This is a genomic window from Chitinophaga sp. (genome assembly GCF_017745275.1).
Lineage (GTDB): Bacteria > Bacteroidota > Bacteroidia > Chitinophagales > Chitinophagaceae > Chitinophaga.
On record NZ_JAGHZS010000003.1, the window covers coordinates 714,423 to 738,027 of the forward strand.

Below are 23,605 nucleotides of genomic sequence, written 5' to 3' on the forward strand. Positions count from 1 at the left end.
TTGTAGCGGATGATCAAAGCGAGTTTTTGTCTTTTTCATCCGCTACAATAGCTTTTTGCTTTATGCTTTACGCTTTCTGCTATAAAAATAGTTCATCCCCAGTGCTGCAATACAAATAAACAATCCAAAAAATTCCCTGGTTTCTTCAATCCATGGCTTGGTTGCTTTCATGGTCTCAGCCAGGTTCTCCGCGTTGTGCTTGGTAAACCAATCTTCCACGCCATTCTGATCAAAAAATTTGTAGACAGCATAGATCAGGTATACGGCTATACCTGCCAGGTACCATTTCGGATAAAACTGCTGACGGAATGCCAGCCAGCAAAGTACCGCGGAATAAAGATAGATAGGCATCCATACGTAAGGATCAGGATCATTATACTGTAAGCCGGCAAAAAGGATAAACATCAGGCATAAAACAATATTCAATACTTTCATGACAACAACAATTAGAGCTTAAACATACACAAAACAAACCCATATTCTTATATTATTTTATCCCGGGAGGCTGGAATAAGGGAATGACAGGCCTGTAAATTTGGCACTTTTGAAAAAAATGTTAAAAGAGCATTTGTCTGGGCTAAAATATTGTTATATATTCGAAATCGTTAGCAGAATTCCACGTGAGAACCAAAATCTGAGATGAAAATGTTTGTTACTAGCAGCAAGTTTCTCACACCATTTATTGACTTGAATCCACATCTGTAAACATTTAAACTATGACCCGACATGATATAATGATTATCAGATCCGGCACAATTGGTTAATGTCTTTTCTATTTTCAACAGATATATTTTAACTGTTGTGCGGACACTTATTTCTTATTCTCACTGTACAACACATCCGTACAGTTGATGGGTAACTAAACAGCTATTAGCGGCTAGCCTTTAGCCATTAGTCTATGGCCACAATTACCTAATTGCGGCCAATATAGTCAACCTGTAGTGAATATCTCACCATGGGCACGAAAATGTCATGCCTATAACTAACAGCTAACAGCTAATAGCTAAAGGCTAACAGCTAACAGTTTATACAACAGGTACCCTTTTTTTAACCAATTTTTTCTTAAACGTTACGCTTAAATCACGTTATGAAAAAGAAACTCTACCAGGCCATCGCCGCACTATGCGGCCTCTTGCTGTTATTGGCAGGAAGCAACGTTTACGCACAAACAAAAATTACCGGAAAAGTGTCTGACAAGGCCTCAGGAAATGCACTGCCCGGTGTTACCGTGTCTGTAAAAGGTACCAACCGTGGTACCGCTACAGATCCTTCCGGCACCTTCACCCTGCAGGCCAGATCCGGCGAAACACTGGTCTTCTCCTTTGTTGGCTACGACCCACAGGAAGTAGTAGTAGGCAACGGACCCGTCAATGTTTCCCTCTCAGAAAAAGTAGGATCACTGGAAGAAGTAGTAGTAACCGGTTACGCCAGCCAGAAAAAGAAAGATCTCACCGGAGCAGTATCCATCGTAAAAGTAGACAACCTTACCAAGCAACCTACCTCGCAGGTGGCCAGCCAGTTGCAGGGCCAGGTATCCGGTGTAACTGTGCTCGGTGGCGGCCAGCCGGGTCAGGAACCACAGGTGAAAATACGCGGGATCAATACCTTCGGTAACAACACGCCACTTTATATCATTGACGGTGTACCGGTATCTAACCTCACAGATGTGAATCCAAATGATGTACAAACCATGCAGGTACTGAAAGATGCCGGCGCTGCTTCTATCTACGGAGCCCGTGCCGCCAATGGGGTGATCGTTATCACCACCAAAAGAGGTACCGGCAAAGTGAAAGTTACCTACGACGGCTACTACGGCCGGCAAAAGCCACAGGGCGGCAATGTATGGAATATCCTCAACCCGCAGGAACAGGCGGATCTCAAATGGATTGCCATCAAAAACTCTCCGGGCGTGAAACTGGAAGATGCGCAATACGGTAACGGACCTACGCCAATATTACCGGATTATATTGCCCCTAATGGATTGAAAGAAGGCGATCCACGCGTAGATCCAAGTCGTTATTTTGTAAATCCAAATTACAAATCCGCTGCGGACCTTGCCTCTTTTTATCGCATTACAAAAGCCAATAAACAGGGAACAGATTGGTTCCACGAAATATTTAAACCCGCTCCCATCACCAGCCACAACGTATCCGTTGCCGGCGGAGGAGATATCGGTAACTATTTCTTCTCTTTCTATTACTTCAATCAACAAGGTACTTTAATCAATACCTACAATAAACGTTACGCGGTGCGTGCCAATACTAATTTTAATGTTACGGATCACATCCGCGTAGGTGAAAACATGGAGTATTCCCTGATCAACAATCCGCAAATCGGTACACTCGTGGAAGGTAGCGGTATTGGTATGGCATTCAGAGAATTGTCCATCATCCCCGTGCATGATATCAAAGGCAACTATGCCGGCTCCAGCGGTAAAGACCTTGGCAACGCCCGCAACCCGGTAGCTATACAGGATCGCTTCGGCAGAACCAAAGCAGCTGCCAACAGGCTGTTGGGTAACGTTTACGCAGAAGCTGACATCCTCAAATATTTCACGCTAAGAACCAGCTTCGGTGGTGAAATTTATTCATTCGATAATAACAGTTTCACCCTGCCCGAATACGAAAACGCTGAAAACACTACGGTGAACCAGTATACAGAAACTACCGGCAATGGCTACGACTGGACCTGGACCAACACCCTTACCTTTCATAAAAACTTTGCACAAAAACATGATCTGAAAGTACTGATAGGTACAGAAGCATATGATAATCACTTCCGCACTTTAACCGGTACTACTACCGATTACTTTACGTTTGATCCTAACTTTACCAACCTGAGTACTGGTACAGGTACACCTACCAATGGCAGCGGATTTGGTGACGATGGACTGTTTTCCCTGTTTGCCAGGGCAGACTACTCATATAAAGATCGCTACCTGCTGGGCGCCCTGATTCGCCGCGATGGTTCCAGTCGCTTTGGTGACGCTAACCGTTACGGAAACTTTCCCGCTGTAAGCGCCGCCTGGCGTATATCACAGGAAGAGTTTATGAAATCAGTGACCTGGATTTCCGATCTGAAATTACGTGGTGGATGGGGTATCATGGGGAACCAAATTAACGTAACACCCAGTAACCGCTTTATCGCTTACGGATTTGACAGAACTTCCTCGTTCTATAGCATCAATGGGAACCCTACTACCAGCAAGGGTTTTATGAGAACGCAAATCGGCAACCCCAACGCAAAATGGGAAAGCAACGTGAACTCTAACATTGGTATAGATGCAACATTATTCAAAGGACAACTGGAATTTACCGTTGATTACTACAATAAAGTAGTAAAAGACCTCCTGTATAATCCAGAACTGGCGGGCGTTTACGGGTCGGCCACTGCACCATATACCAACGTGGCTAAAATGAGAAATAAAGGCTGGGACGCCGCTGTTACTTATAAACAGGATGTGGCGAAAGACCTGAAACTGGAAGTAACCGGTACCCTGACAACGTACAATAACAAGATATTGGCCATTTCAGAATCGGCTCCTTACTTTGACCTCGAAAGCCGCCGTTTCGGATCGCCTATCATCCGCAATGCTATTGGTCAGTCCATCAGCGAATTTTTCGGCTACAAAATCATCGGCTTCTATAACAGTGCTGAGGAAGTAACTGCCGCTAACAACGCCGCTAAAGCCAAGTACCCGGATATCAAGGAATACCAGGCAGGCGCAGGGGTAGGCCGCTTCAGATATGCAGATGTGAATGGCGATGGTAAAGTAGATGCCGACGACCGTACCTACCTGGGTAATCCCAATCCTAAATTTTCTTATGGATTGAATATCGGATTAACATATAAACAATTCGACTTCTCTGCCTTCTTCTATGGTGTACAGGGAAATAAAATCTGGAACCAGGTGTTGTGGTGGACAGACTTCTATCCTTCTTTCGTAAGTGCCAAGAGCAAAACAGCACTGTATGATTCCTGGAGTCCTACCCATCAGAATGCAAAAGCACCTATTCCTGAAATCAGCTCTACACCCAGTACTTCCGGTGCGCCTAACTCTTATTTCGTAGAGAATGGTTCTTATCTGCGTGCTAAAAATATGCAACTCGGATATACCTTGCCCTCATATATGCTGAAGCGTGTAGGCATTCAGAAATTCCGTGTATATGTGCAGGCCGCTAACCTGTTTACCATCACTAAATACTCTGGTATAGATCCTGAAGTAGCAGGAAATACGCAGTCATTCGGATTGGACGAAGGTGCTTACCCCAATCAGCGTCAATATCTGATCGGTGTAAATGTTGCGTTCTGATCCTTTTGTTGAACTGTTAAAACTGAATCAAATGAAAACTTTAAGATATTCAAGTCTTGCTATTCTATTATTTGCGGGTTTGTTCATGGCCTGCAAAAAAAGCTTCCTGGATCGTGAACCTGTAGGAACGATGACGGAAGAAATTGTGGCCAATAAAGCCGGCGTAAACTACCTGCTGGTAGGTGCTTACGCAGCACTCGACGGCCAGAGAAGTGGTAACGCACTGGGTGGTGGAAACCCCTGGGAAGCTGCACCTACCAACTGGATTTATGGCAGCGTAGTAGGTGGAGAGGCCCACAAAGGCAGTAATGCCGGCGACCAGGAGCCTATTAATGAAATTGCTAAAAGTACATACACCGCTGCTAACTCCTTCTTTAACTCCAAGTGGAAAGCAGTGTATGAAGGCGTAAGCCGTTGCAATCTCACGCTGAAGAAAATGAGCGAAGCCACAGATATGTCAGACGCCGAGCGTAAGCTGGTGGGTGCACAGGCCCGTTTCCTGCGTGGGCACTATTATTTTGAATTGAAGAAAATGTACAATAATGTGCCTTATATCAGCGATACTACTGTTGACCTAAGAATCGCCAACGACAAAGATATCTGGCCCTTTATTGAAGCGGATTTTCAATATGCGGCGGATAACCTGCCGGTATCCTGGAAGGATAATGGCGATGTTTCCAGAGTAAATAAGTCTGCTGCGCAAATCTATCTGGCTAAAACTTACCTGTATGAGAAGAAATTCCCACAGGCATTTACCCTGTTCCAAACAGCGGTAGCAACAGGTATGACCAGTGCCGGCGTGAAGTACGACCTGGCTCCCCGCTACGAAGATAATTTCGATGCGGCCAAAAAAACAGGCAATCCTGAAGCGGTATTTTATATAGAAATGACGGCAAATGATGGTACCAATACCATTGCCAACGCCAACGCCGGCGAAATGTTGAACTTCCCTTACGATCCCAGCCCATTTGGATGCTGTGGATTTTTTCAACCTTCACAGGATCTCGTGAATTCATTCCGGGTAGATGCAAACGGATTGCCTTACCTCGATGATTATAATTTACACCCGGTAAAATCTGATAAAGGGCTGGGTAGTAGTGATCCTTTTGTTCCGGATGCGGGCCTGCTGGATCCTCGCCTGGATTGGACGGTAGGCCGTCGCGGTTTACCTTACCACGATTGGGGCAATCATCCTGGCGCTCTATGGCAGCGTGATCAGGGATATGGTGGTCCATATTCTACTAAAAAAATGGTGTACTGGAAAAAAGACCAGGACAAGTACCATGATGCACACAGTTGGGCACCTGGTTCCGCTATCAATGTAAACCTGATCCGGTTTGCGGATGTATTGCTGATGTATGCTGAAGCGGCTGCACAAACCGGTAACCTGCAGGTAGCCACCGATATGGTTAACAAGGTACGTGACCGGATGAAAAATAATCCGGACCAGTGGCTGCATAAATTTGATGATGCCACTCAGAAATTTGATCCGGCTATACTGGCGGCTAATTACAAAATCGGTGATTATCCTATTTTCGGTAGCAAAGATTTGGCGCTTAAAGCCATCTATTTTGAACGCAAACTGGAATTGGGTATGGAAGGTCATCGTTTCTTCGATCTGTCCCGCTGGGGCATCGCAGCAACCGTATTGAATGCTTATTATAAATATGAAAACGGTAAAATAGCAGATGGGGGAGCAGGTTTCACGGATCTGATAGGCGCAATATTTACGCCAAACCGCAATGAATACTTCCCGATTCCGCAACGGCAAATAGATTTGACCCTGCAAAACGGGCAACGAGTGCTGAAGCAGAATCCCGGATACTAAAAGCAATTACGAATTACAAATTATGAATTACGGATTTGTGAGAAGATAGTAAACGCGAAGATTACCTTCGCTTTTATCTTCCCACAAATCCGTAATTCGTAATTTGTAATTCGTAATTTTCAAAAAACAACCCATGCTCAATCAAGCCCCCCAACGGCAGGTGGTCATCATTTTTTTATTGATGATAGTGACAGGAGGAATGTTCAACAGTGCCTGTCATACAACCACTCCGGATGAGAAAGGAAAAGCCCTGGCAGATAAATATTGTTCCGGCTGTCATTTACCCGTGTCGCCGGATATGTTGGATAAAGAAACCTGGACAAAACATGTATTGCCGGAAATGGCACGTAAACTGGGCATCAAAGTGTGGAGCGTGAACCAGTATTATCCTCCTATGCCGGGCGACAAGCCGGCCATTATTTCCATTAAAGACTGGACGGCATTGGTGGAGTATTATGAACGCGTGGCGCCGGATAAGCTCCCCGCTGCTAAACCACCGGTTCCCCTGCAACATGATTGGGCTGTTTTTTCCCTTAAATCACCTGCGGTGAAAGACAGTCATTTCATTGCAGCTACCACGATGGTGTCATTTCTGCCATCTGGCGGGCTGTTGACCAGTGATGCCGGCAATAACACCCTTACACGATGGGATACTGCCGGGCGGGCTATATCTGTCCGGAAATTACCGTCTCCCGCTACAGACGTGCTGTATGTTGACGACACTGCGGGCCGGCAACAGGCCATTCTGACTGAAATCGGCAATCTCCGTGCGTTGGATGTGTCCGCTGGGATTGTGACCCGTATCAGCCTGGAGGATCCGCAAAGCAAACAGGCGGATATTATGCCCTTTTTGAAGCGCCCCGTACAAACAATATCGGCAGATTTTGATAACGATGGGCTCAAAGACTTGCTGGTATGTGCTTTTGGTCACAACCAGGGAGGCTTATACTGGTTGAAACAATTACCTGATCATCAATGGAAACAGCTGCCCATCTGGGAAATCCCCGGTGCTATTCATGCAGAAACGGGCGACTTTAACCATGACGGCTATACGGATATCATGGTGTTGTTTGCAGCAGGTGACGAAGGCATCTGGTTATTTGAAAATAATAAACAGGGTGGTTTTATCCCTCAAAATCTACTGAAATTTCCGCCATTGTATGGATCTACCAGTTTTCAACTGGCAGATTTTAATGGAGATGGACAACTGGATATACTATATAGTTGTGGGGATAACATGGATTTTTCTATGGTGCTTAAACCTTACCACGGTTTGTACGTCTATATAAATGAGGGTAGCAATAAATACAGGCAGGCCTGGCATTATCCCATCAATGGATGTACTAAAGCTGTAGTAGCAGATTTTAATCAGGATGGTAAACCAGATATCGCTGCCATTGCCTTTTTTGCGGATTTTGAGCACAATCCATCAGAGAAGTTTATTTTTTTCGAAGGAGGTAAATCACCGCTTACATTTATACCACATGCACCGCCCATTGAAAAAGAGGGCCGGTGGATTTGTATGGACGTAAAAGATTACGATCACGATGGTGATCCTGATATCGTACTAGGAAACTATGCGGACGGGTTTATGATACTCGATCATTATAAGCCGGACTGGAAAGAGTATCAGCCGTTTATAGTATTACAGAATAATTCGAAGCAATAATTGCAACGTAAAATTGATTTGTTTATTTGGAATGAAAGTAGAAATATGTATCTTAGGGCCGTTATTTATTGCTACATACATTATTGCTTTTGTGTCAGATCATAAACCAGGGAGAATTACACTCGATGTTTCTGATCAATAATGTATCTTCGTTCTTGATCAGCGTTTTCCCAACTTATAAAATATTGCACGGTACCTGTCGTCAGAGGTTCAGTGATATAAGATATCCTGATGCATAATCAGGTTTTAGAATGGCGGAAGGAGAGGCAGTAATGCCTCTCTTTTATTTTGATATTGTCACTCAACCCCTGATTTTACCATCTATCATAAAAAAGCCGCACAATTCTCCAAATCCCATTATTACGGGTTAATTTTAGTGGGAAATCAGCATTATTGTTTTTAAACGGAATATATCAGTGGCTGAATACGCATACGATCAGGATAAAGTGAGCACGCTGCTTAGTACGATCATCAGGAACAAGGGGAATGAGAAAGCAAATAACTGGCTACAGCAACGTTTGCAGGTGCAGCAACAAACAGGTGCAATTCCACCCTTCAATCAAACTTTTACGGCAATTCCACGTTTCACCGGTAATGATATTATTACACTTTCACCGTTGGAAAATGAACAGCTGCAACAACTGCTGCCATCTTTTTTCGTACAGGGGTGGCCGTTAAGTCGCCTTGCACGTGTCTGGTGGCTGTTACAATTGCCGGTAACAGATAAAGCGTTGTATCTCGATACGCTGGAAAAATTATTCAATGCCGCAGAAATGAATGAGCTGGCCGCTTTATACAGCGCCCTGCCCTTGCTTCCATGGCCGGAAGAATGGATCGCCCGTACTTCGGAAGGGATCAGGTCTAATATCGGTATTGTACAGGAAGCCATCATGTTGCATAATCCTTATCCGGCAAAGTATCTCCCGGAGCCTGCATGGAACCAGCTGGTAATGAAAGCCATCTTCACAGATAAACCACTTCACTTAATTACAGGACTGGACGAACGCGCCAACAGCGCGCTGGTCAATATCCTGGTGGATTTTGCACACGAACGCTGGGCAGCTGGCAGAACGCTGGACCCAATGCAGTGGCGTATTTTAGTGAATTTTGTCAATGAAAATAATTTAGGAGATATTGCCCGTGTCCTGCACTCATTGAATAGCATAGAGCAGGAAGCAGGCGCACTGGTATGTGCACAAACCAACTACGCGCCTGCCAAAGCACTACTGGCACAATATCCGGCACTGGCAACGGAAATACAGGCTGGTCGCATTTCCTGGGATACACTGGCACAAAAAAATAAAAAGTAATAAAATAAAAATAATTTGATATGTGCGGAATTCATGATTTAACAGAGAAAGATTTACAACCACTGACTTATACTCCTGCTTTCCTCGATAAAATAAAAGGCATGCGTTTCTTTGATCCGCATGTACATATGACAGCCCGTACCACCGACGATTATCAGGCTATGGCTGATGCCGGTGTAGTGGCTATCATTGAACCCGCATTCTGGTTAGGACAGCCAAGAACCGGCGTGGATACTTTCCGCGATTACTTCAGCAGCCTCCTGGGATGGGAGCGTTTCCGCGCTTCCCAGTTTGGTATCAAGCACTATTGCACCATTGGCCTCAATTCCAAAGAAGCCAACAACGAAAAACTGGCAGAAGCCGTCATGGAAATACTGCCGCAGTTTATTTATAAAGAAGGCGTAGTCGGCGTTGGTGAAATCGGCTTTGATGACCAAACGCCACTGGAAGAAAAATACTATCGCGCCCAACTGGAACTTGCCAAAGAAGCAGGACTCCCCGTTCAGATCCACACCCCGCACCGCGATAAGAAAAAAGGTACCCAACGCAGTATGGATATTGCATTGGAACATGGATTGGAGCCTCACATGATCATTGTAGATCATAACAACGAGGAAACTGTGAAAGAAGTGCTGGATCGTGGCTTCTGGGCCGCGTTTACGATCTATCCGTTCACCAAAATGGGCAATGAACGCATGGTAGCCGTGGTAAAACAGTATGGAAGCGAACGTATTATGGTGAATTCCGCTGCAGACTGGGGTATCAGCGATCCGTTGGCCGTTCCGAAAACCGCCGCTTTAATGCACGAAAGTGGTATTGACTTGAATGATATTCATTTGGTAACTTACAGCAACGCTGTAAAAGCCTTCGCACAGAGCGGCCAGATGAATGAAGCTGATTTTGAAATTGCAGGAAACATCGATCAAAGTGAGAAATTTAACGGAAGCTCTATATTACGCGGAGGGCAGCAACCTCGTATCGACAAAAACACAACCATCATCCGGTAAAGGCCTGACAGGCTCGTTTCTGCTGGCAATGAACCATGAAAACCTGATAATACGGTGAGTTATATTGTTAGCAAATTGAGTGGATATCTGCGCCTGATGCGACCCGCCAATATCATTACTGCCATCGCAGATATATTGGCTGGTGTAGCCATTTCGGGCTACTTCATCAATGTGTCGTTTGAAACGGTTACACTGGACCTTACTTTACCTGTAGTGTGCCTATGCCTCGCTACTATTGGTTTGTACGGTGGCGGCGTTGTATTTAATGATGTATTTGATGCCACACTGGATAGCACAGAACGCCCGGAAAGACCAATTCCAAGCGGCGTTATTTCTAAAACACAAGCCATTATTCTCGGCGCTTACCTGCTGCTGGTAGGCATCCTCGCGGCTTTTTCAGTAGGACGCCTCACCGGTTTTTCCGGCTGGCTCGCCATAGGCGTAGCCGTAAGTGCTATTGTATATGATAAATGGGGAAAACATCATTCTTTCCTGGGCCCTTTCAATATGGGACTTTGCCGGGGACTCAACCTCCTCCTGGGAATCAGTATTGTGCCAGACGCCCTCCAAACCTACTGGTGGATGGGCTTTATCCCCATTATATATATTGCCGCCGTCACCAATATCAGCAGAGGAGAAGTACATGGCGGCAGTGTGAAAAGTTTACGACTCACCGCTATTTGCTACGCGGTAGTATATATCACAATGGGGCTGCTGGCTTTCCTGCATCATCGCATCTGGACCGCCCTCCCGTTCATCCTGCTCTTTGCCATCATGATCAATCTGCCCTTATTCAAAGCCATGAAGGATCCTTCAGGACCTAACATCGGGAAAGCCGTAAAAGGAGGTATCATCGCGCTGATTGCTATGAATGCCGCCTGGATCGCCGCTTTTGCCACTTTGCCATTTGCATTGATCGTGTTGCTGCTATTGCCCATATCGTTGATATTAGGAAAACTTTTCGCAGTAACGTGAGGATAGCAGATAGCTTTTAGCAGTTAGCTTTTAGCTTTTAGAAAATGCAGCGAATGATTAACAAATATTAGCCTTTGCTGCATTTTCTAAAAGCTAAAAGCTAACTGCTAAAAGCTATCTATGCCACGATTCCGCGCTTCATCGCTTCTTTCACCAAACCTGCGGTATTTTTCACAGCTAATTTTTGTGTCAGGTTAAGCCGGTGCGTTTCTACGGTACGTAAACTGATATACAACTGGTCTGCAATCTCCTGGTTGGAATACTCGTCGGCAATCAGTTTCAGAATTTCCTGTTCTCTCCGCGTAAGCGGTATATCATAACCGCTGCGCTTTTGCCCGGTAATCATTTCCTGCAGCATTTGTTGCTGAATGGTATCATCCAGGAACTGCTCTCCGGCATTTACTTTCTCAATGGCCTGGATCAATTTGTCAGGGTTCGTGTTTTTCAACAGGTAACCGCTGGCGCCATTACGCAACATTTGCTTGATATAGTGTGATTCCATGAAACTGCTCAGCGCAATTATTTTTACATTGGGATATGATTTACTTACCTGTTTACATAAGACTATCCCATCTATTTCCGGCATCTGAATGTCCAGTAACAATACATCTGGTTGTGTAGCTGGTATCGCTGCCATTAAAGCATCGGGCATATTGCTTTCATAGACCACAGAAATGTGGGAATACGGTGCCAGCATAGCTTTTATTCCGTTGATAACCAGCAGGTGATCGTCTGTGATAGCGAGTTTGATTTGCATATAAGTGATATTAAAAAGTAGGTTGCAGTTCCATCAACTGCATAATTGCAATATTAAATTCCATGTATACGGTGGTGCCACAACCCGGTGTAGCCGTTAGGGTAAGATGACCATTTAATGCCGCTGTTCTGCTTTCCAGGTTTTTTAAGCCCATGCCGTTGTTCATCCTGGCTACATTTTCAAAGCCGATACCATTGTCTTCCACCGTAATGGTGAGCAGTTCTTCATGCTGTGTAATCTGTACCAGCGCCTCTGTGGCTTTTGCATGTTTGATAATATTGTTAATCAGTTCCTGTACCAACCGGTAAATAGACAATTCAAAATTTCCCTTGAAACGCTGCATGGTACCGAAAGTATAGCAACTGATCTGCAACTCACGGGAATGACTAACGTTGTTGCAGAAAAACTCCAGCGCTCCTGCCAGCCCCATCCGCGCCAGTATTTCCGGCATCAGGTTATGGGCAGTTTTGCGGACTTCTCCAATCGCATCATCGAGCATGTTGAGTGCATGATTAAATCCTTTGTCCTGCTGCAGATAGCTACGCTCATACTTGAGTGCCCAGAAGTGCATTTTTACGGCAGATAACATACCGCCTACCCCGTCGTGCAAGTCTTTTGATAAACGGGTGCGTTCTTTTTCTTCCCCTTGCATCATAGCTTCCAGTACCTGCATGGTCTTTTCTATTTCCATGCGCTGTAATCGTTGTTGCTGCAGGTGATGCCGGTGTTGCAATCGCTGCCAGATGAATATACATCCTGCCAATAGGAGGAGAACGCCACACAGGAAAACTCCGATCCAGATATTTTTTCTTTGTAGCTCCAGGTCTTTTTTGGCCAGCAGCAACTTCTTTTCAGCAAGATCACGGTCCTTTTTCTCTGTCAGGTACTGCGTTTCGAGTTGTTGTACATTGCTGCGGGTGTTACGGCCTACAAGTGAATCGTTAAGTGCTTCATAAGCTTTACGCATCCGGAATGCCGCTTCATAGCGATGTTGTGCCGCCATATTATCGGAGGCAGTAAGATAAGCGCGCCGCAACTCATCACCGGAGTGATACGTTTTTGCCAGCTGGATGGTCTTTTGCAGGTATTGATCAGAAAGGGTGTAGTCGCCGGTTTTATGCAGGGCCTGTGCATAACCCATGTAGAGTAGCATCAGGTTCTCCGGCCCCGGATCATCCTGTGCAATGAGTAAGGCCTTTTTATAGGTTTGAAGGGCCAGGGTATGTTGCGATAATTCAGAGAGTACGCGGGCCTGGTTGGTCAGGGCGTTTAATACCAGCAGGCTGTCGCCGTTTCTCCTGCCCATTAACAATGCCTGGTTAAAGTAATCACTGGCAGCATCATAGTTTCCTTCCAGCAGTTTACTTTGGCCCATATTCAGCAGGGCGGCGCTGATACGTAGTTTCCGTTTCAGTTGGATGCCCTGTTGATAAGCTTGGCTGGCATAAATAAACCCTTTCCGGTAATCGCCCAGGGTGTTAAAAACGGCAGCCAGGTTATTGAGCATCATGCCGGCGGTAACGCTGTCCCTGGCGGTTTCTGCCAGCTTCATGGCTTCCAGGTATGCGCTGGCGGCCGCCTGGAAATTCGCCATCTGCTGATATTCCTGGCCACAGTAGCTGATAGCGATGGCCTGGTTTACCGTGTCTTTTAACGCCGCATAGATAAGCACTGCCTGTTTAACCATATAAAGCGACATCGCATATTCCCCGCGCATGTCTTGTATGTACATGTAGTAGCAGGCGAAATCCGCTACCCCCTTATGATAAGAAAGTTGTCTGCTAAGTTGTAAACCCTGCCGGAAGGCTGCTTCCGCTTCTTTCATGCTATATGGCAACAACATACAACCATACGCATAGAGAGATTGCACCCGGTTGCTGTCTGCCGCCTGCTCATGAATTACCCGTGAGAGGCTGTCCAGTTGCGGTGTATAAGCCGCTGATAAAGGCTGCCTGCTACAGAGTACAATACAACAAATCAAAACTAATATTCTCCACATCGCTAAAAATACTTGTGCAACACCCAGGGTTGCCTTGTTAATAATCCGGTTACGTCCAGTTAACATACAGGATGCCTGCAGGCAGAAAATGGAATAGCCATCCTCAGCCAGCGCAGCGCGCGACAAATGCTCAAAACATTCAAAAAAGCGTGAATAATAACCGATGTTACAGGAGTTAACAAAATGGGAAACCCATTTTTGGGGTTCAGTGAAACTTTAAATTCGGGCTGTAATATTGACAATTATTCTACAGTGAGATAAAGGTCAATAATTCTGCTTTAATACGCAACAGGTAAAAGGAGGAACGGACCAATGGACGACAAATGACAAGGTTGCAATGGGTTGAAATGCTGTGTGGTGTTGGGTTTGTCGACTAAAGGCTTATGTCAGTAGAACTACGCAATTTATAAATTAGCGGTTACTACTGTCTGTAAACCCTCTAAAAACAGATTTCTTTGCATACCGATAAATGATTCTACAGGCTAACCCCAAAAAATAGGCTCCGTTCCCGGAGCCTTATTCTTTATAAAAAATCACGTTTTTTCTATGTACTTTTAAAGGCTATAGTTTTTTTAAGACAGACGATGCGGAATAAGCCATGGAATATATTCAACAAAATTTCAATGTAAACTTTTCTTACGGGGTTTTCTTTAGCAGCCATTTATTTGACCCGGCCAATACCTGTTTGGCTTCTTTTCTGGCATCAAAAGCAGAAGAGGCATATGTTAAAAAAATACTCGTAATTCTTGACGGAGGTGTAGCGGCACATCATCCTCAACTTACCCAACAAATTCAGGATTACTTCCAACATGTACCCGGCTTTCAGCTGGCGCCGGAAATAGTCACCATCGCAGGTGGAGAAGCGGTGAAAAATGATTTACCACTTCTTTTTAACCTGGTAGACGCCATTGATAAGTATGGTATTGATCGCCACTCTTATGTAATAGGCATCGGTGGAGGCTCCCTGCTGGACTTAGTTGGATTTGCGGCCGCTATTTCTCATCGCGGCGTAAAACATATCAGGATCCCTACTACGGTGCTGTCACAGAACGACTCCGGCGTAGGCGTAAAAAATGGTGTGAACTATAAGGGAAAGAAAAATTTCCTGGGATCTTTTGCCCCACCGGCAGCGGTGTTTAACGACCCGGTATTTTTAACAACCCTGGATTCGCGCGACTGGCGCTCCGGAATGGTGGAAGCCGTAAAAGTAGCGCTCATTAAAGATGCTGCTTTCTTTAACCGTATAGAAGCCACCGCTGTAGCGATGACTGCCGGAGATATGCCTGCTATGCAGGACCTCATTTATCGTTGCGCGGAGCTACATGTACAACATATTGGCGGCGCCGGCGACCCGTTTGAAAGCGGCTCTTCCCGCCCGCTTGACTTCGGACACTGGAGCGCACATAAACTGGAACAACTGACCAACTTCGACCTGCGCCATGGAGAAGCAGTATCGATTGGTATTGCAGTAGATAGCGTATACTCGTTCCTGTTAGGTTGGCTGCCGGAAGCAGATATGTATCGTATTCTGACCGTGTTGAAAAATATGCAGCTGCCCATCTGGCATCCCCTGCTGGAAAAGCAGGATGGCAAGCCTTCTCCGGTGGTAGTTGGCTTGGAAGAATTCCGCGAACACCTCGGTGGCCGCCTGACCATTTCCCTGCTGCGTGCAGTAGGAAAAGGAGAAGAAGTACATGAAATGAACCTGGAGCTACTGTATCAGGCAGTGGATATCTGTAAAAATAACCAAGGATGAAAACAGCCGCAGGACATCTGACATACTGTACCAATATCCATCCCGGCGAAAGTTGGGGTGATCACTTTGCGCAGTTGAAACAATTTATACCGGCCATCAAGCAACAGGTATCTCCCGATCAGCCATTCGGTATCGGCCTGCGCCTGGCTAATACCGCCAGCCTGGAACTGAGTAAAGAAGAACCCCTGAAAGCATTTCAGCAATGGTTGAAGGAAGAAGATTGTTACGTGTTTACCATGAATGGTTTTCCATATGGTGGGTTTCATAATGTAGTGGTGAAAGACCAGGTACATGCTCCCGATTGGACCAGCGCGGATCGCGTGGCCTACACTATTCGCCTGTTTCGTATATTGGCAGCTTTATTGCCCGCAGGTATGGAAGGAGGCATTTCTACCAACCCGCTTACTTATAAATTCTGGTGCAACCGCTGCGAAGAAGAAAAGAATTCTTTCACGGAAAGCGCTACCCTGAATATGTTACAGGTACTGGAACAACTGGTACGCATATATCGTAACGGAGGCCCCTTGATGCACCTGGACGTGGAACCGGAACCCGATGGCCTGATGGAGAATACCAGCGAATATATTGCCTGGTATTTCGAAGAATTATTGCCTGCGGCTGTTCCGTTTATTATGGAGAAGTTTGACGTAACAGATACTGAGGCCGTAACGATCATCAAGTCGCATATTCAATTGTGCTACGATGTTTGTCACTTTGCCTTGGTATATGAGCCGCCGCAACGTGTGTTGGATCGTTTGCAGCACTATGGCCTGAAAGTAGGCAAGCTGCAGATCAGTGCAGCCCTGAAAGCGGACATGCCAACGGATACGACTGCACGAAAAGAAGTAACGGATGCATTCCGCCGGTTTAATGAGCCTGTATACCTGCACCAGGTGATTGCCCGTAAACAGGATGGGACCCTTATTCACTATCCTGATTTGCCGGAAGCCCTTGCGGATGAAGCTAATCCGGCAGTAACAGAATGGCGCTCGCACTTCCATGTGCCGGTATTCCTCGATAAATTTGGTGTATTGCAATCTACACAGGAAGATATCAGGCAGGTGTTGGCTTTACAGCAACAACGGCCTTTTACACAACACCTCGAAGTGGAAACATATACCTGGGATGTATTACCACCTGAATTAAAGCAGGAAATGTCTTTGTCCGTTTCCCGGGAATTAAACTGGATCAAGGGCCAGATAGCCTAGAAGACAGCAGGCAAAAAGGCGGAAAGTAAAAAGCATTGGTTTTTTGTTTCCCGGTTTTTTACTTTTGTTTTCTGATCACGCTTATTGTTAATAACTGGAAGCCTGGAAATAAAGAATCAAATAGAAAATAAATAAACAAAAACCGGGAAATAAGAACCGGGAACAAAAAGAAAATTTTGCTTTCCGCTTTTTGCTTTCTGCTTGGGATCTATGAGAAAGACAGTTGTTATTGATGTAGTAGGGCTCTCCACCAATTTGCTGGAGCACCTGCCATTTCTGAAGGCTTATACGCAACAGCGTCACCTGGCTACGGTGAAACCCATGTTACCGGCGCTCACCACATCCGTGCAAAGTACCTATCTTACCGGACAGTGGCCCAGCGAGCATGGCATTGTAGGCAACGGTTGGTACGACAGAACCGATGCAGAAGTGAAATTCTGGAAACAATCCAATAAGCTGGTAGATGCTCCTAAAATCTGGGATCGTGCCAGGAAGCTGGATCCGTCCTTCACTGTTTCGCAAATGTGCTGGTGGTACAACATGTACGCCAACGTGGACTACTCACTGACTCCCCGTCCCAATTACCTGTCAGACGGCCGTAAAGTGCCCGATTGCTATACTACACCTGCTTCATTGCGGGATCTCCTGACTGAAAAGCTGGGTAAATTTCCCCTGTTTAATTACTGGGGACCAACTGCCAGCATTAAGTCGAGCCAGTGGATAGCAGATGCTTCTATCATCACCGATCAATTATACAATCCTACCCTGACTTTCATTTACCTGCCTCATCTTGATTATTGTCTGCAGAAATTTGGGCAGGATCCGGTGCGTAACGCAAAGGAGCTGAGTGAAATAGATGCGGTATGTAAACAATTAATCACCTATTATCAACAGCAGCAATGCGATCCAATTGTACTGTCTGAATACGGCATTACCAATGTGAATAATCCCATTCACCTGAACCGGATATTAAGACAGGAAGGCCTGCTGACCCTGCGGGTGGAAAACGGGCTGGAACTGCTGGACGCCGGCGCTTCCAAAGCATTTGCGGTAGCCGATCACCAGATCGCACATATCTATATCAACGATCCTTCCTGCTATAAACAGGTACGTAATCTTCTCGAAAAAGTGCCAGGTGTGCAGCAAGTGCTGGACCGTGAAGGCAAACGCCAGCATCAGTTGCATCATGGCCGTGCGGGCGACCTGGTGGTTGTTGCAGACGCCAATAGCTGGTTTACTTACTACTACTGGCTGGATGACGCCAAAGCGCCTGATTTTGCCCGTATCGTGGATATTTTCCGTAAGCCGGGTTATGACCCGGTGGAGATGTTCATGAATCCTGCTGATCCATTCATTAAATTAAAGGCTGCCGGTAAGCTGCTTAAAAAGAAGCTGGGCTTCCGCTACCTGATGAATGTGATACCGCTGGATGCCACGCTGATTAAAGGCTCCCACGGACGTCTGGAGGAAAATCCACTATATCACCCCGTGGTCATCAGCCCTAATCCTGTTTCCAAAACCGAGTTGTTAGCCACTGACGTATATGAGGTGATCTGGAATCAGTTGACAGGTAAATAATAGCGTATGCATAAATATGCGGGCACCCTCATCCTTACACTGCTGTTAGCGGTACGGCTTGTAGCGCAGGACAGTTTGTCGCTGCCGGAATTTAACCGGGAACGTATACAAACCACGAAAGCTGCGATGGTGGTGCTGGGAGGATGGTCCGTGGCCAATATCGCTACCGGCCTCGTAGCCATGGGACAAACCTCCGGTGAAGCCAAATACTTCCACCAGATGAATGCTATCTGGAATGTGGTGAACCTGGGTATTGCCACCGCCGGCTATTTCGGTAACCGTAAACTCCATCCCGGCAGCTATAATATGCAGGGAAGCATTAAAGAGCAGTACAAAATTGAGAAGATTTACCTGGTCAATGGCGCCCTCGATGTGGCTTATATCCTGGGTGGTTTATACGCCCGTGAGTACGGGAAAAATCAAAGTGGGAAAGAGCAGGACCGCTGGAAAGGCTATGGCTCTTCCATTATACTACAAGGTGGTTTCCTGCTGTTATATGATGTGGTAAATCTCACTATCCATCACCGCCATGGAAAAGCGCTCTACCGGAAATTTGATGGCATGCAGATAACGTTTGCACCCGGGCAGGTAGCTGCCAGCCTTCGTTTTTAATATCCATTCCTCTCATCATATTTTCTATAATCCCGGGGATTAAATTTTTACATTTATGCAACCGATTGTTATTTCGAATCACCAAGTATAAATATCTGTCCGTTATGAAAAGAAGAGATTTTCTGAAAACTGGTGGCATGGCCGGTTTGGGAGCAGGGTTAACGATTCTTAATTTTCCTGTTTTCGGGAAAAATGCCCCCAGTAACAAACTGGTACTGGGTGTAATGGGAGTAAACTCCCGTGGGAACTGGCTGGCGCAATGTGCAGCGAAGCTTCCCGGTGCTGAAATTGGTTACATCTGTGATGTAGAAGACGGCGCCATTGCGAAAGGCCTCAAAGCCGTTGCCGGCGCACAGGCGAAGCAACCTACTGTTATCAAAGACATTCGTAAGCTGCTGGAATGTAAAGATTTTGATGCGCTGATTGTCGCAGCGCCAGACCATTGGCACGCCCCGGCAGCCATCATGGCTACCGCCGCTGGTAAGCATGTATATGTGGAAAAACCTTGTGCACATGATCCGGGAGAAGGCGAACTATTGGTGGCAGCAGCAAAGAAATACAATCGCCTGGTACAAATGGGTAACCAGCGCCGCTCCTGGCCTAACCTGCAGCAAGCGGTAAAGGAAGTAAAAGAGCAACAGGTGCTGGGAAAAGTATATTATGGCAAGGGATGGTATGTGAATAACCGTGAACCTATTGGCATTGGTAAAAAGATACCGGTGCCGGCTACACTGGATTGGGATCTGTGGCAGGGGCCTGCTCCACGTCGCGATTATCTCGATAATATCGTTCACTATAACTGGCATTGGCGCTGGAACTGGGGCACTTCGGAAACCTGTAACAACGCCACCCATGAATTGGATTGTTTACGCTGGTTTATGGATGTGGAATTCCCTGTTAAAGTTACTTCCGCCGGTGGGCGCTATGCCTATCCGAAAGACGACTGGGAAACACCGGATACACAAACGCTGAATTTTGAATTCGAAGGCGGTAAAGCCATTTCCTGGGAAGGCCGTAGCTGCAGTCCCTTTAACCTGGAAGGCAGCGGCCGTGGGTTTGCACTGTTTGGTGAAAACGGCAGCCTGTATAATTCCGGTGGCGATAGCTACAAACTCATTGACCCCAAAGGAAAAGTAATCAAGGACATAAAACAGGCCGCTAATCCTAATCAGAGTGTAACCAACACCGTTAGTCCTGCCGGTGAATTTTATGATGCAGTACATCTCAATAATTTCCTCGAAAGTATCCGGGGCAAAGCAACCCTCAATTCTGAAATTAACATTGGCTACCGCAGTACCCTGCTTTGTTTGCTCGGTAATATTGCACAGCGTACAGGGCATATCCTGCATACCGACGCTGCCAATGGGCATATCCTGGATGATAATGAAGCGATGAAAATGTGGAACAGGGAATATGAAAAAGGCTGGGCGCCTAAAGTGTAATGCAGCACCGGTAACAGGGATTCAAATATTACGTTCATCCCTATCCACGGGATGAACGTAATATTTGACATTCAGAAGGATAAGATATGTTTTCAATCACCTGGTAGTATAGCCACCATTTGCAAAAATGGTTTGCCCGGTGATCCACCAGCCATCAGTGACTAAAAATTCCACCAACGGAGCGATATCCCTGATATTGGTCAAACCTCCCAAAGCGGAAGCCGATTTGTGATAAGCCACAGCATCTGCACTTTCCTGGCCGTAGAAGAAAGGAGTATCCATTGGGCCGGGAGCCACTGCAGTTACCGAAATACCACGGGCGCCAAATTCTTTGGCAGCAGCCCTGGTAAAATGCTCCACCGGCGCCTTTGCACCTGCATAGGTAGAATAGTAACCCGTAAATGCTGCCAGCAGGGAGGTAACAATGGTATTGATTTTTCCACCATCGTTTATTTTCTTTCCGGCTTCCTGGATGAAGAAATAGGCTACTTTGGCGTTGATGGCACTCATACTGTCGTATTCTTCCTCCGTTGTATCTGCAAAAGGCTTTTTCAATACTTTGCCTACGGTATTGATCGCAATATCAATGCCTCCAAATTTCCCGATAGTGGCATCAAAAAGTTGGGTGATGTTTTTCACATCTGTTAAATCTGCCTGGAACAAAAATGCTTCTCCACCTGCATGGGTAATATCTGCCAAAGTTTTTTCAGCATCTGCCCTGGTACTGGCGCTATTGTAGTGAATAGCCACCTTTGCACCCTTAGCTGCAAAATCGCGGCTCAATAAGCCTCCCAGATTTTTTGCGCCGCCAGCAATCAGGACTACTTTCCCTTTTAAATCGTTTCTCGCCATTTTATTTGCTTTTTTGATGTTTAAAATTGATGTAGCAAAGGTGGCAAGACGATAGGGTTACTTCGTGGTGAACTTTTCGGAACTTTTATTTTCTTTCTGGAATTCTCCGGGAGTTTGACCCACCATTTTTTTGAAGAATTTGGAGAAGTTAGAAGGGTCGTAAGTTAATGTGGTGGCAATGTCTGCCACAGATTTATCAGTTGTTAGCAGCATTTGTTTCGCCTTCTCAATTATTTTGACGTCATAAAAATGACAAGGATGATGGCCTGTTTCCTGTTGAATGATATCCGTTAAATGTTTGTGAGACAAAAACAATTCACTGGCAATCTGGTTGATTTCCATAAAGTCAGCTACGTGCCCGGAAACAACGTCAGCAATATGCTTATCCAAAAACTGAAAATAGTTTTGGGTAATTTCTTTGCTTCTTTTTAATATGTGCTGATGGGTTTCGCGCATGCTTTTCTTCTTCCTAAAATAATACAAAAGTGTTGTTTTCTAAAGAAACGGGTATGGTGAACTTTTCGGATTTTTAAAAAAGGATGATAGTTTTAGTCATTTGTTTCCCCCAAAACTGTACCTTCACATCGTTGAAAACCCTTTCTCCTATTACGTTTATAGACTAGCAATAAATATAATAAGTTGTTATCCCCCATAACATTTAGTTATCGGTATTATTTGTTTGTGGAATGAGGTTCCCCTATTTTTGATTTACCTGTAATTTTTATAACCAACCACACCAACCACGAAGTTGCGCGTTCCCGGAGGAATGATTGAATGGAATTTTTACAACAATCTGAATACCTGTCAGTATTGCTTATAGGCCTGGTAGTCGGCTATTTGTCCGGTTTATTAGGTAAAGGAGGCAGTGCTATCAGCACCCCCGCACTGCAGATATTTGCAGGCGTTAATCCTTTTTTTGCGCTGGCATCGCCTTTACCGGCATCTATTACCAGCACCTTGTCTGCCACCGCGGTATACCGCAAAGAAAAGTTATTTAACAAGCGGGTGATCCTGTTGGGTGCAGCTTTTGGCGTTCCCGCCACCGTCATTGGATCCTGGTTAAGTAGCTATCTGCCTGGCAAATCACTAATGATTATGACCGCCTTGTTTATCATGGTAACGGGTATGTCGTTATTGTATTCCTTTATGCGGGGAAAACCAGCAGGGGAAACACCAGTGGAAAGCGAGGATGTACCAGCCGGCAAACTGGTAGCAGCCGCTTTGTTTATTGGCTTCTTATCAGGACTGCTGGCCAATGCAGGAGGGATCCTGTTCAGCTCCTTCTTTATCAAAAAATTACGGATGCCAATCAAGCAGGCTTTGGCTTGTGCAGTAGTATTGTCGGCACTGTTATCAATTCCAGGGGCATTAACACATTGGTGGCTGGGGCATATCGATTGGAATATTGCACTACTGCTGTCGCTTACAGCATTCCCTGCTTCCTGGCTGGGCGCCAAAACGGCTGTTAAAATGAAAACACCTGCCCTGGAAAAATTATTTGCACTTACCCTTATCGTATTCGGCGTATACGATATCTTCTTTACAATCTGGAAATAATTACGCGTGGGCTTTCATCTTATGAATAGCTTCCTGTTCAAATGGCGGCAGTGAACTTACCGTCAACTCATAAGCATTCAACAAATAATTTTCCAGCTCCTGTTCTGGTAACAGGTCTTCCTGTTTTAGTTGTATCCAGTGATACCTTGCCAACTGTGGAGCTGGCACTATCCCAGGCCTCGAAATTAACTGATGAAATTGGGCAGAACTGCATTTAAACGACAACCAGTAAGGCGGTTCGAGAGACATCATGCAGAATAACTTTTCACCAACATAAAAACGCAATTCATTCTCCCACTTGTTTTCAGCGGAAACTGCCGGAAGCGAACGGCACACATTGAGGGTATGATCAAACATAGCAGCAGGTTTTAAGAATAATATTATACAACCCGTTTTTTTAAGACGGTTATTTATACCAATAGTTTATAGGCACAGGCTAACATATGAAAATATGAAGCATGTGTGGTTAATGTAACGTTAAGCTGTAAATAGTGAATGAAACTGCTGTATAAAAATAAGAAATAAAATGCAATCGCGAATGTTAAAAAGTAAGGCGGTGTTGGGTTATTAATCAAAATTTAATAGACTAAGTTGATTTTGTCCTGAAATAGGGACTAGACGAATTATACTAATTAAATATTTTAATAATTTAAAGAAGATGAGCGAAGACTGTAGCGGGTAAATGCTACGGCCTTCGCTCATCTTCATAAATCAAAAAATAAAATCAGTTTAATCCTGTTCTA

Annotated in this window: 18 protein-coding genes; 12 read left to right on the plus strand and 6 right to left on the minus strand. The window is 45.4% G+C overall.

The window, feature by feature from the left end:
- Positions 1-60 precede the first annotated feature (60 nt).
- Positions 61-435 carry a transmembrane 220 family protein gene (locus J7623_RS12485; protein ID WP_291920623.1) on the minus strand — a complete coding sequence of 125 codons (375 nt, stop codon included), beginning with the start codon at positions 433-435 and terminating at the stop codon, positions 61-63.
- 652 nt (positions 436-1,087) lie between these two features.
- Between J7623_RS12485 and J7623_RS12490 the strand changes: the two genes are divergently transcribed.
- The 6 genes from J7623_RS12490 to eboC all read left to right on the plus strand — a co-directional run bounded on the left by J7623_RS12490 (position 1,088) and on the right by eboC (position 11,101).
- Positions 1,088-4,312: a TonB-dependent receptor gene (locus tag J7623_RS12490; RefSeq protein WP_291920624.1), complete on the plus strand. Its 3,225-nt coding sequence runs from the start codon at positions 1,088-1,090 to the stop codon at positions 4,310-4,312.
- Positions 4,313-4,343: 31 nt separating this feature from the next.
- Positions 4,344-6,140 (plus strand): RagB/SusD family nutrient uptake outer membrane protein, encoded by a 1,797-nt coding sequence (locus tag J7623_RS12495; protein ID WP_291920625.1) that lies wholly within the window; start codon positions 4,344-4,346, stop codon positions 6,138-6,140.
- A gap of 133 nt (positions 6,141-6,273) precedes the next feature.
- Positions 6,274-7,809 carry an FG-GAP-like repeat-containing protein gene (locus J7623_RS12500; protein WP_291920626.1) on the plus strand — a complete coding sequence of 512 codons (1,536 nt, stop codon included), beginning with the start codon at positions 6,274-6,276 and terminating at the stop codon, positions 7,807-7,809.
- Positions 7,810-8,225: 416 nt separating this feature from the next.
- On the plus strand, positions 8,226-9,119 hold the full coding sequence (locus tag J7623_RS12505; RefSeq protein ID WP_291920627.1) for an EboA domain-containing protein: 894 nt from the start codon (positions 8,226-8,228) through the stop codon (positions 9,117-9,119).
- A 20-nt stretch (positions 9,120-9,139) separates the two neighbouring features.
- Complete coding sequence (locus J7623_RS12510; protein WP_291920628.1) at positions 9,140-10,126, plus strand: TatD family hydrolase; 987 nt, start codon at positions 9,140-9,142, stop codon at positions 10,124-10,126.
- A gap of 54 nt (positions 10,127-10,180) precedes the next feature.
- Positions 10,181-11,101, plus strand: a complete 921-nt coding sequence (gene eboC, locus J7623_RS12515; protein ID WP_291920629.1) for a UbiA-like protein EboC — start codon at positions 10,181-10,183, stop codon at positions 11,099-11,101.
- 118 nt (positions 11,102-11,219) lie between these two features.
- Here eboC and J7623_RS12520 read toward each other — a convergent pair whose 3' ends face one another.
- Positions 11,220-11,858 (minus strand): response regulator transcription factor, encoded by a 639-nt coding sequence (locus J7623_RS12520; RefSeq protein ID WP_291920630.1) that lies wholly within the window; start codon positions 11,856-11,858, stop codon positions 11,220-11,222.
- 10 nt (positions 11,859-11,868) lie between these two features.
- Positions 11,869-13,857 carry a tetratricopeptide repeat protein gene (locus tag J7623_RS12525; RefSeq protein ID WP_291920631.1) on the minus strand — a complete coding sequence of 663 codons (1,989 nt, stop codon included), beginning with the start codon at positions 13,855-13,857 and terminating at the stop codon, positions 11,869-11,871.
- 598 nt (positions 13,858-14,455) lie between these two features.
- Here J7623_RS12525 and J7623_RS12530 point away from each other — a divergent pair.
- From J7623_RS12530 to J7623_RS12550, 5 genes are all read left to right on the plus strand, one after another.
- Entirely contained in the window at positions 14,456-15,613 is a 1,158-nt protein-coding gene (locus J7623_RS12530; RefSeq protein ID WP_291920632.1) for a 3-dehydroquinate synthase, read from the plus strand.
- Positions 15,610-16,821, plus strand: coding sequence for a metabolite traffic protein EboE (gene eboE, locus J7623_RS12535; RefSeq protein ID WP_291920633.1), 1,212 nt, complete (start codon positions 15,610-15,612; stop codon positions 16,819-16,821). Before J7623_RS12530 ends, eboE begins: the two co-directional genes overlap by 4 nt.
- A gap of 210 nt (positions 16,822-17,031) precedes the next feature.
- Entirely contained in the window at positions 17,032-18,399 is a 1,368-nt protein-coding gene (locus J7623_RS12540; RefSeq protein WP_291920634.1) for a nucleotide pyrophosphatase/phosphodiesterase family protein, read from the plus strand.
- A 6-nt stretch (positions 18,400-18,405) separates the two neighbouring features.
- Positions 18,406-19,011 (plus strand): hypothetical protein, encoded by a 606-nt coding sequence (locus J7623_RS12545; protein WP_291920635.1) that lies wholly within the window; start codon positions 18,406-18,408, stop codon positions 19,009-19,011.
- 104 nt (positions 19,012-19,115) lie between these two features.
- Positions 19,116-20,453, plus strand: a complete 1,338-nt coding sequence (locus tag J7623_RS12550) for a Gfo/Idh/MocA family oxidoreductase (protein ID WP_291920636.1) — start codon at positions 19,116-19,118, stop codon at positions 20,451-20,453.
- A 96-nt stretch (positions 20,454-20,549) separates the two neighbouring features.
- Here J7623_RS12550 and J7623_RS12555 read toward each other — a convergent pair whose 3' ends face one another.
- Together J7623_RS12555 and J7623_RS12560 are read right to left on the minus strand one after the other, a co-directional pair.
- Positions 20,550-21,305 (minus strand): SDR family oxidoreductase, encoded by a 756-nt coding sequence (locus J7623_RS12555; protein WP_291920637.1) that lies wholly within the window; start codon positions 21,303-21,305, stop codon positions 20,550-20,552.
- A 57-nt stretch (positions 21,306-21,362) separates the two neighbouring features.
- The gene (locus tag J7623_RS12560) at positions 21,363-21,695 is read right to left on the minus strand and encodes an AraC family transcriptional regulator (RefSeq protein ID WP_291920638.1); all 333 of its coding nucleotides are present in this window, start codon (positions 21,693-21,695) and stop codon (positions 21,363-21,365) included.
- Between the two features lie 384 nt (positions 21,696-22,079).
- Here J7623_RS12560 and J7623_RS12565 point away from each other — a divergent pair, with 384 nt between their 5' ends.
- Positions 22,080-22,862: a sulfite exporter TauE/SafE family protein gene (locus J7623_RS12565; RefSeq protein WP_291920639.1), complete on the plus strand. Its 783-nt coding sequence runs from the start codon at positions 22,080-22,082 to the stop codon at positions 22,860-22,862.
- On the opposite strand, the gene J7623_RS12570 is transcribed toward J7623_RS12565, so the two are convergent.
- Positions 22,863-23,219, minus strand: coding sequence for an MmcQ/YjbR family DNA-binding protein (locus J7623_RS12570; RefSeq protein WP_291920640.1), 357 nt, complete (start codon positions 23,217-23,219; stop codon positions 22,863-22,865).
- Positions 23,220-23,605 lie beyond the last annotated feature (386 nt).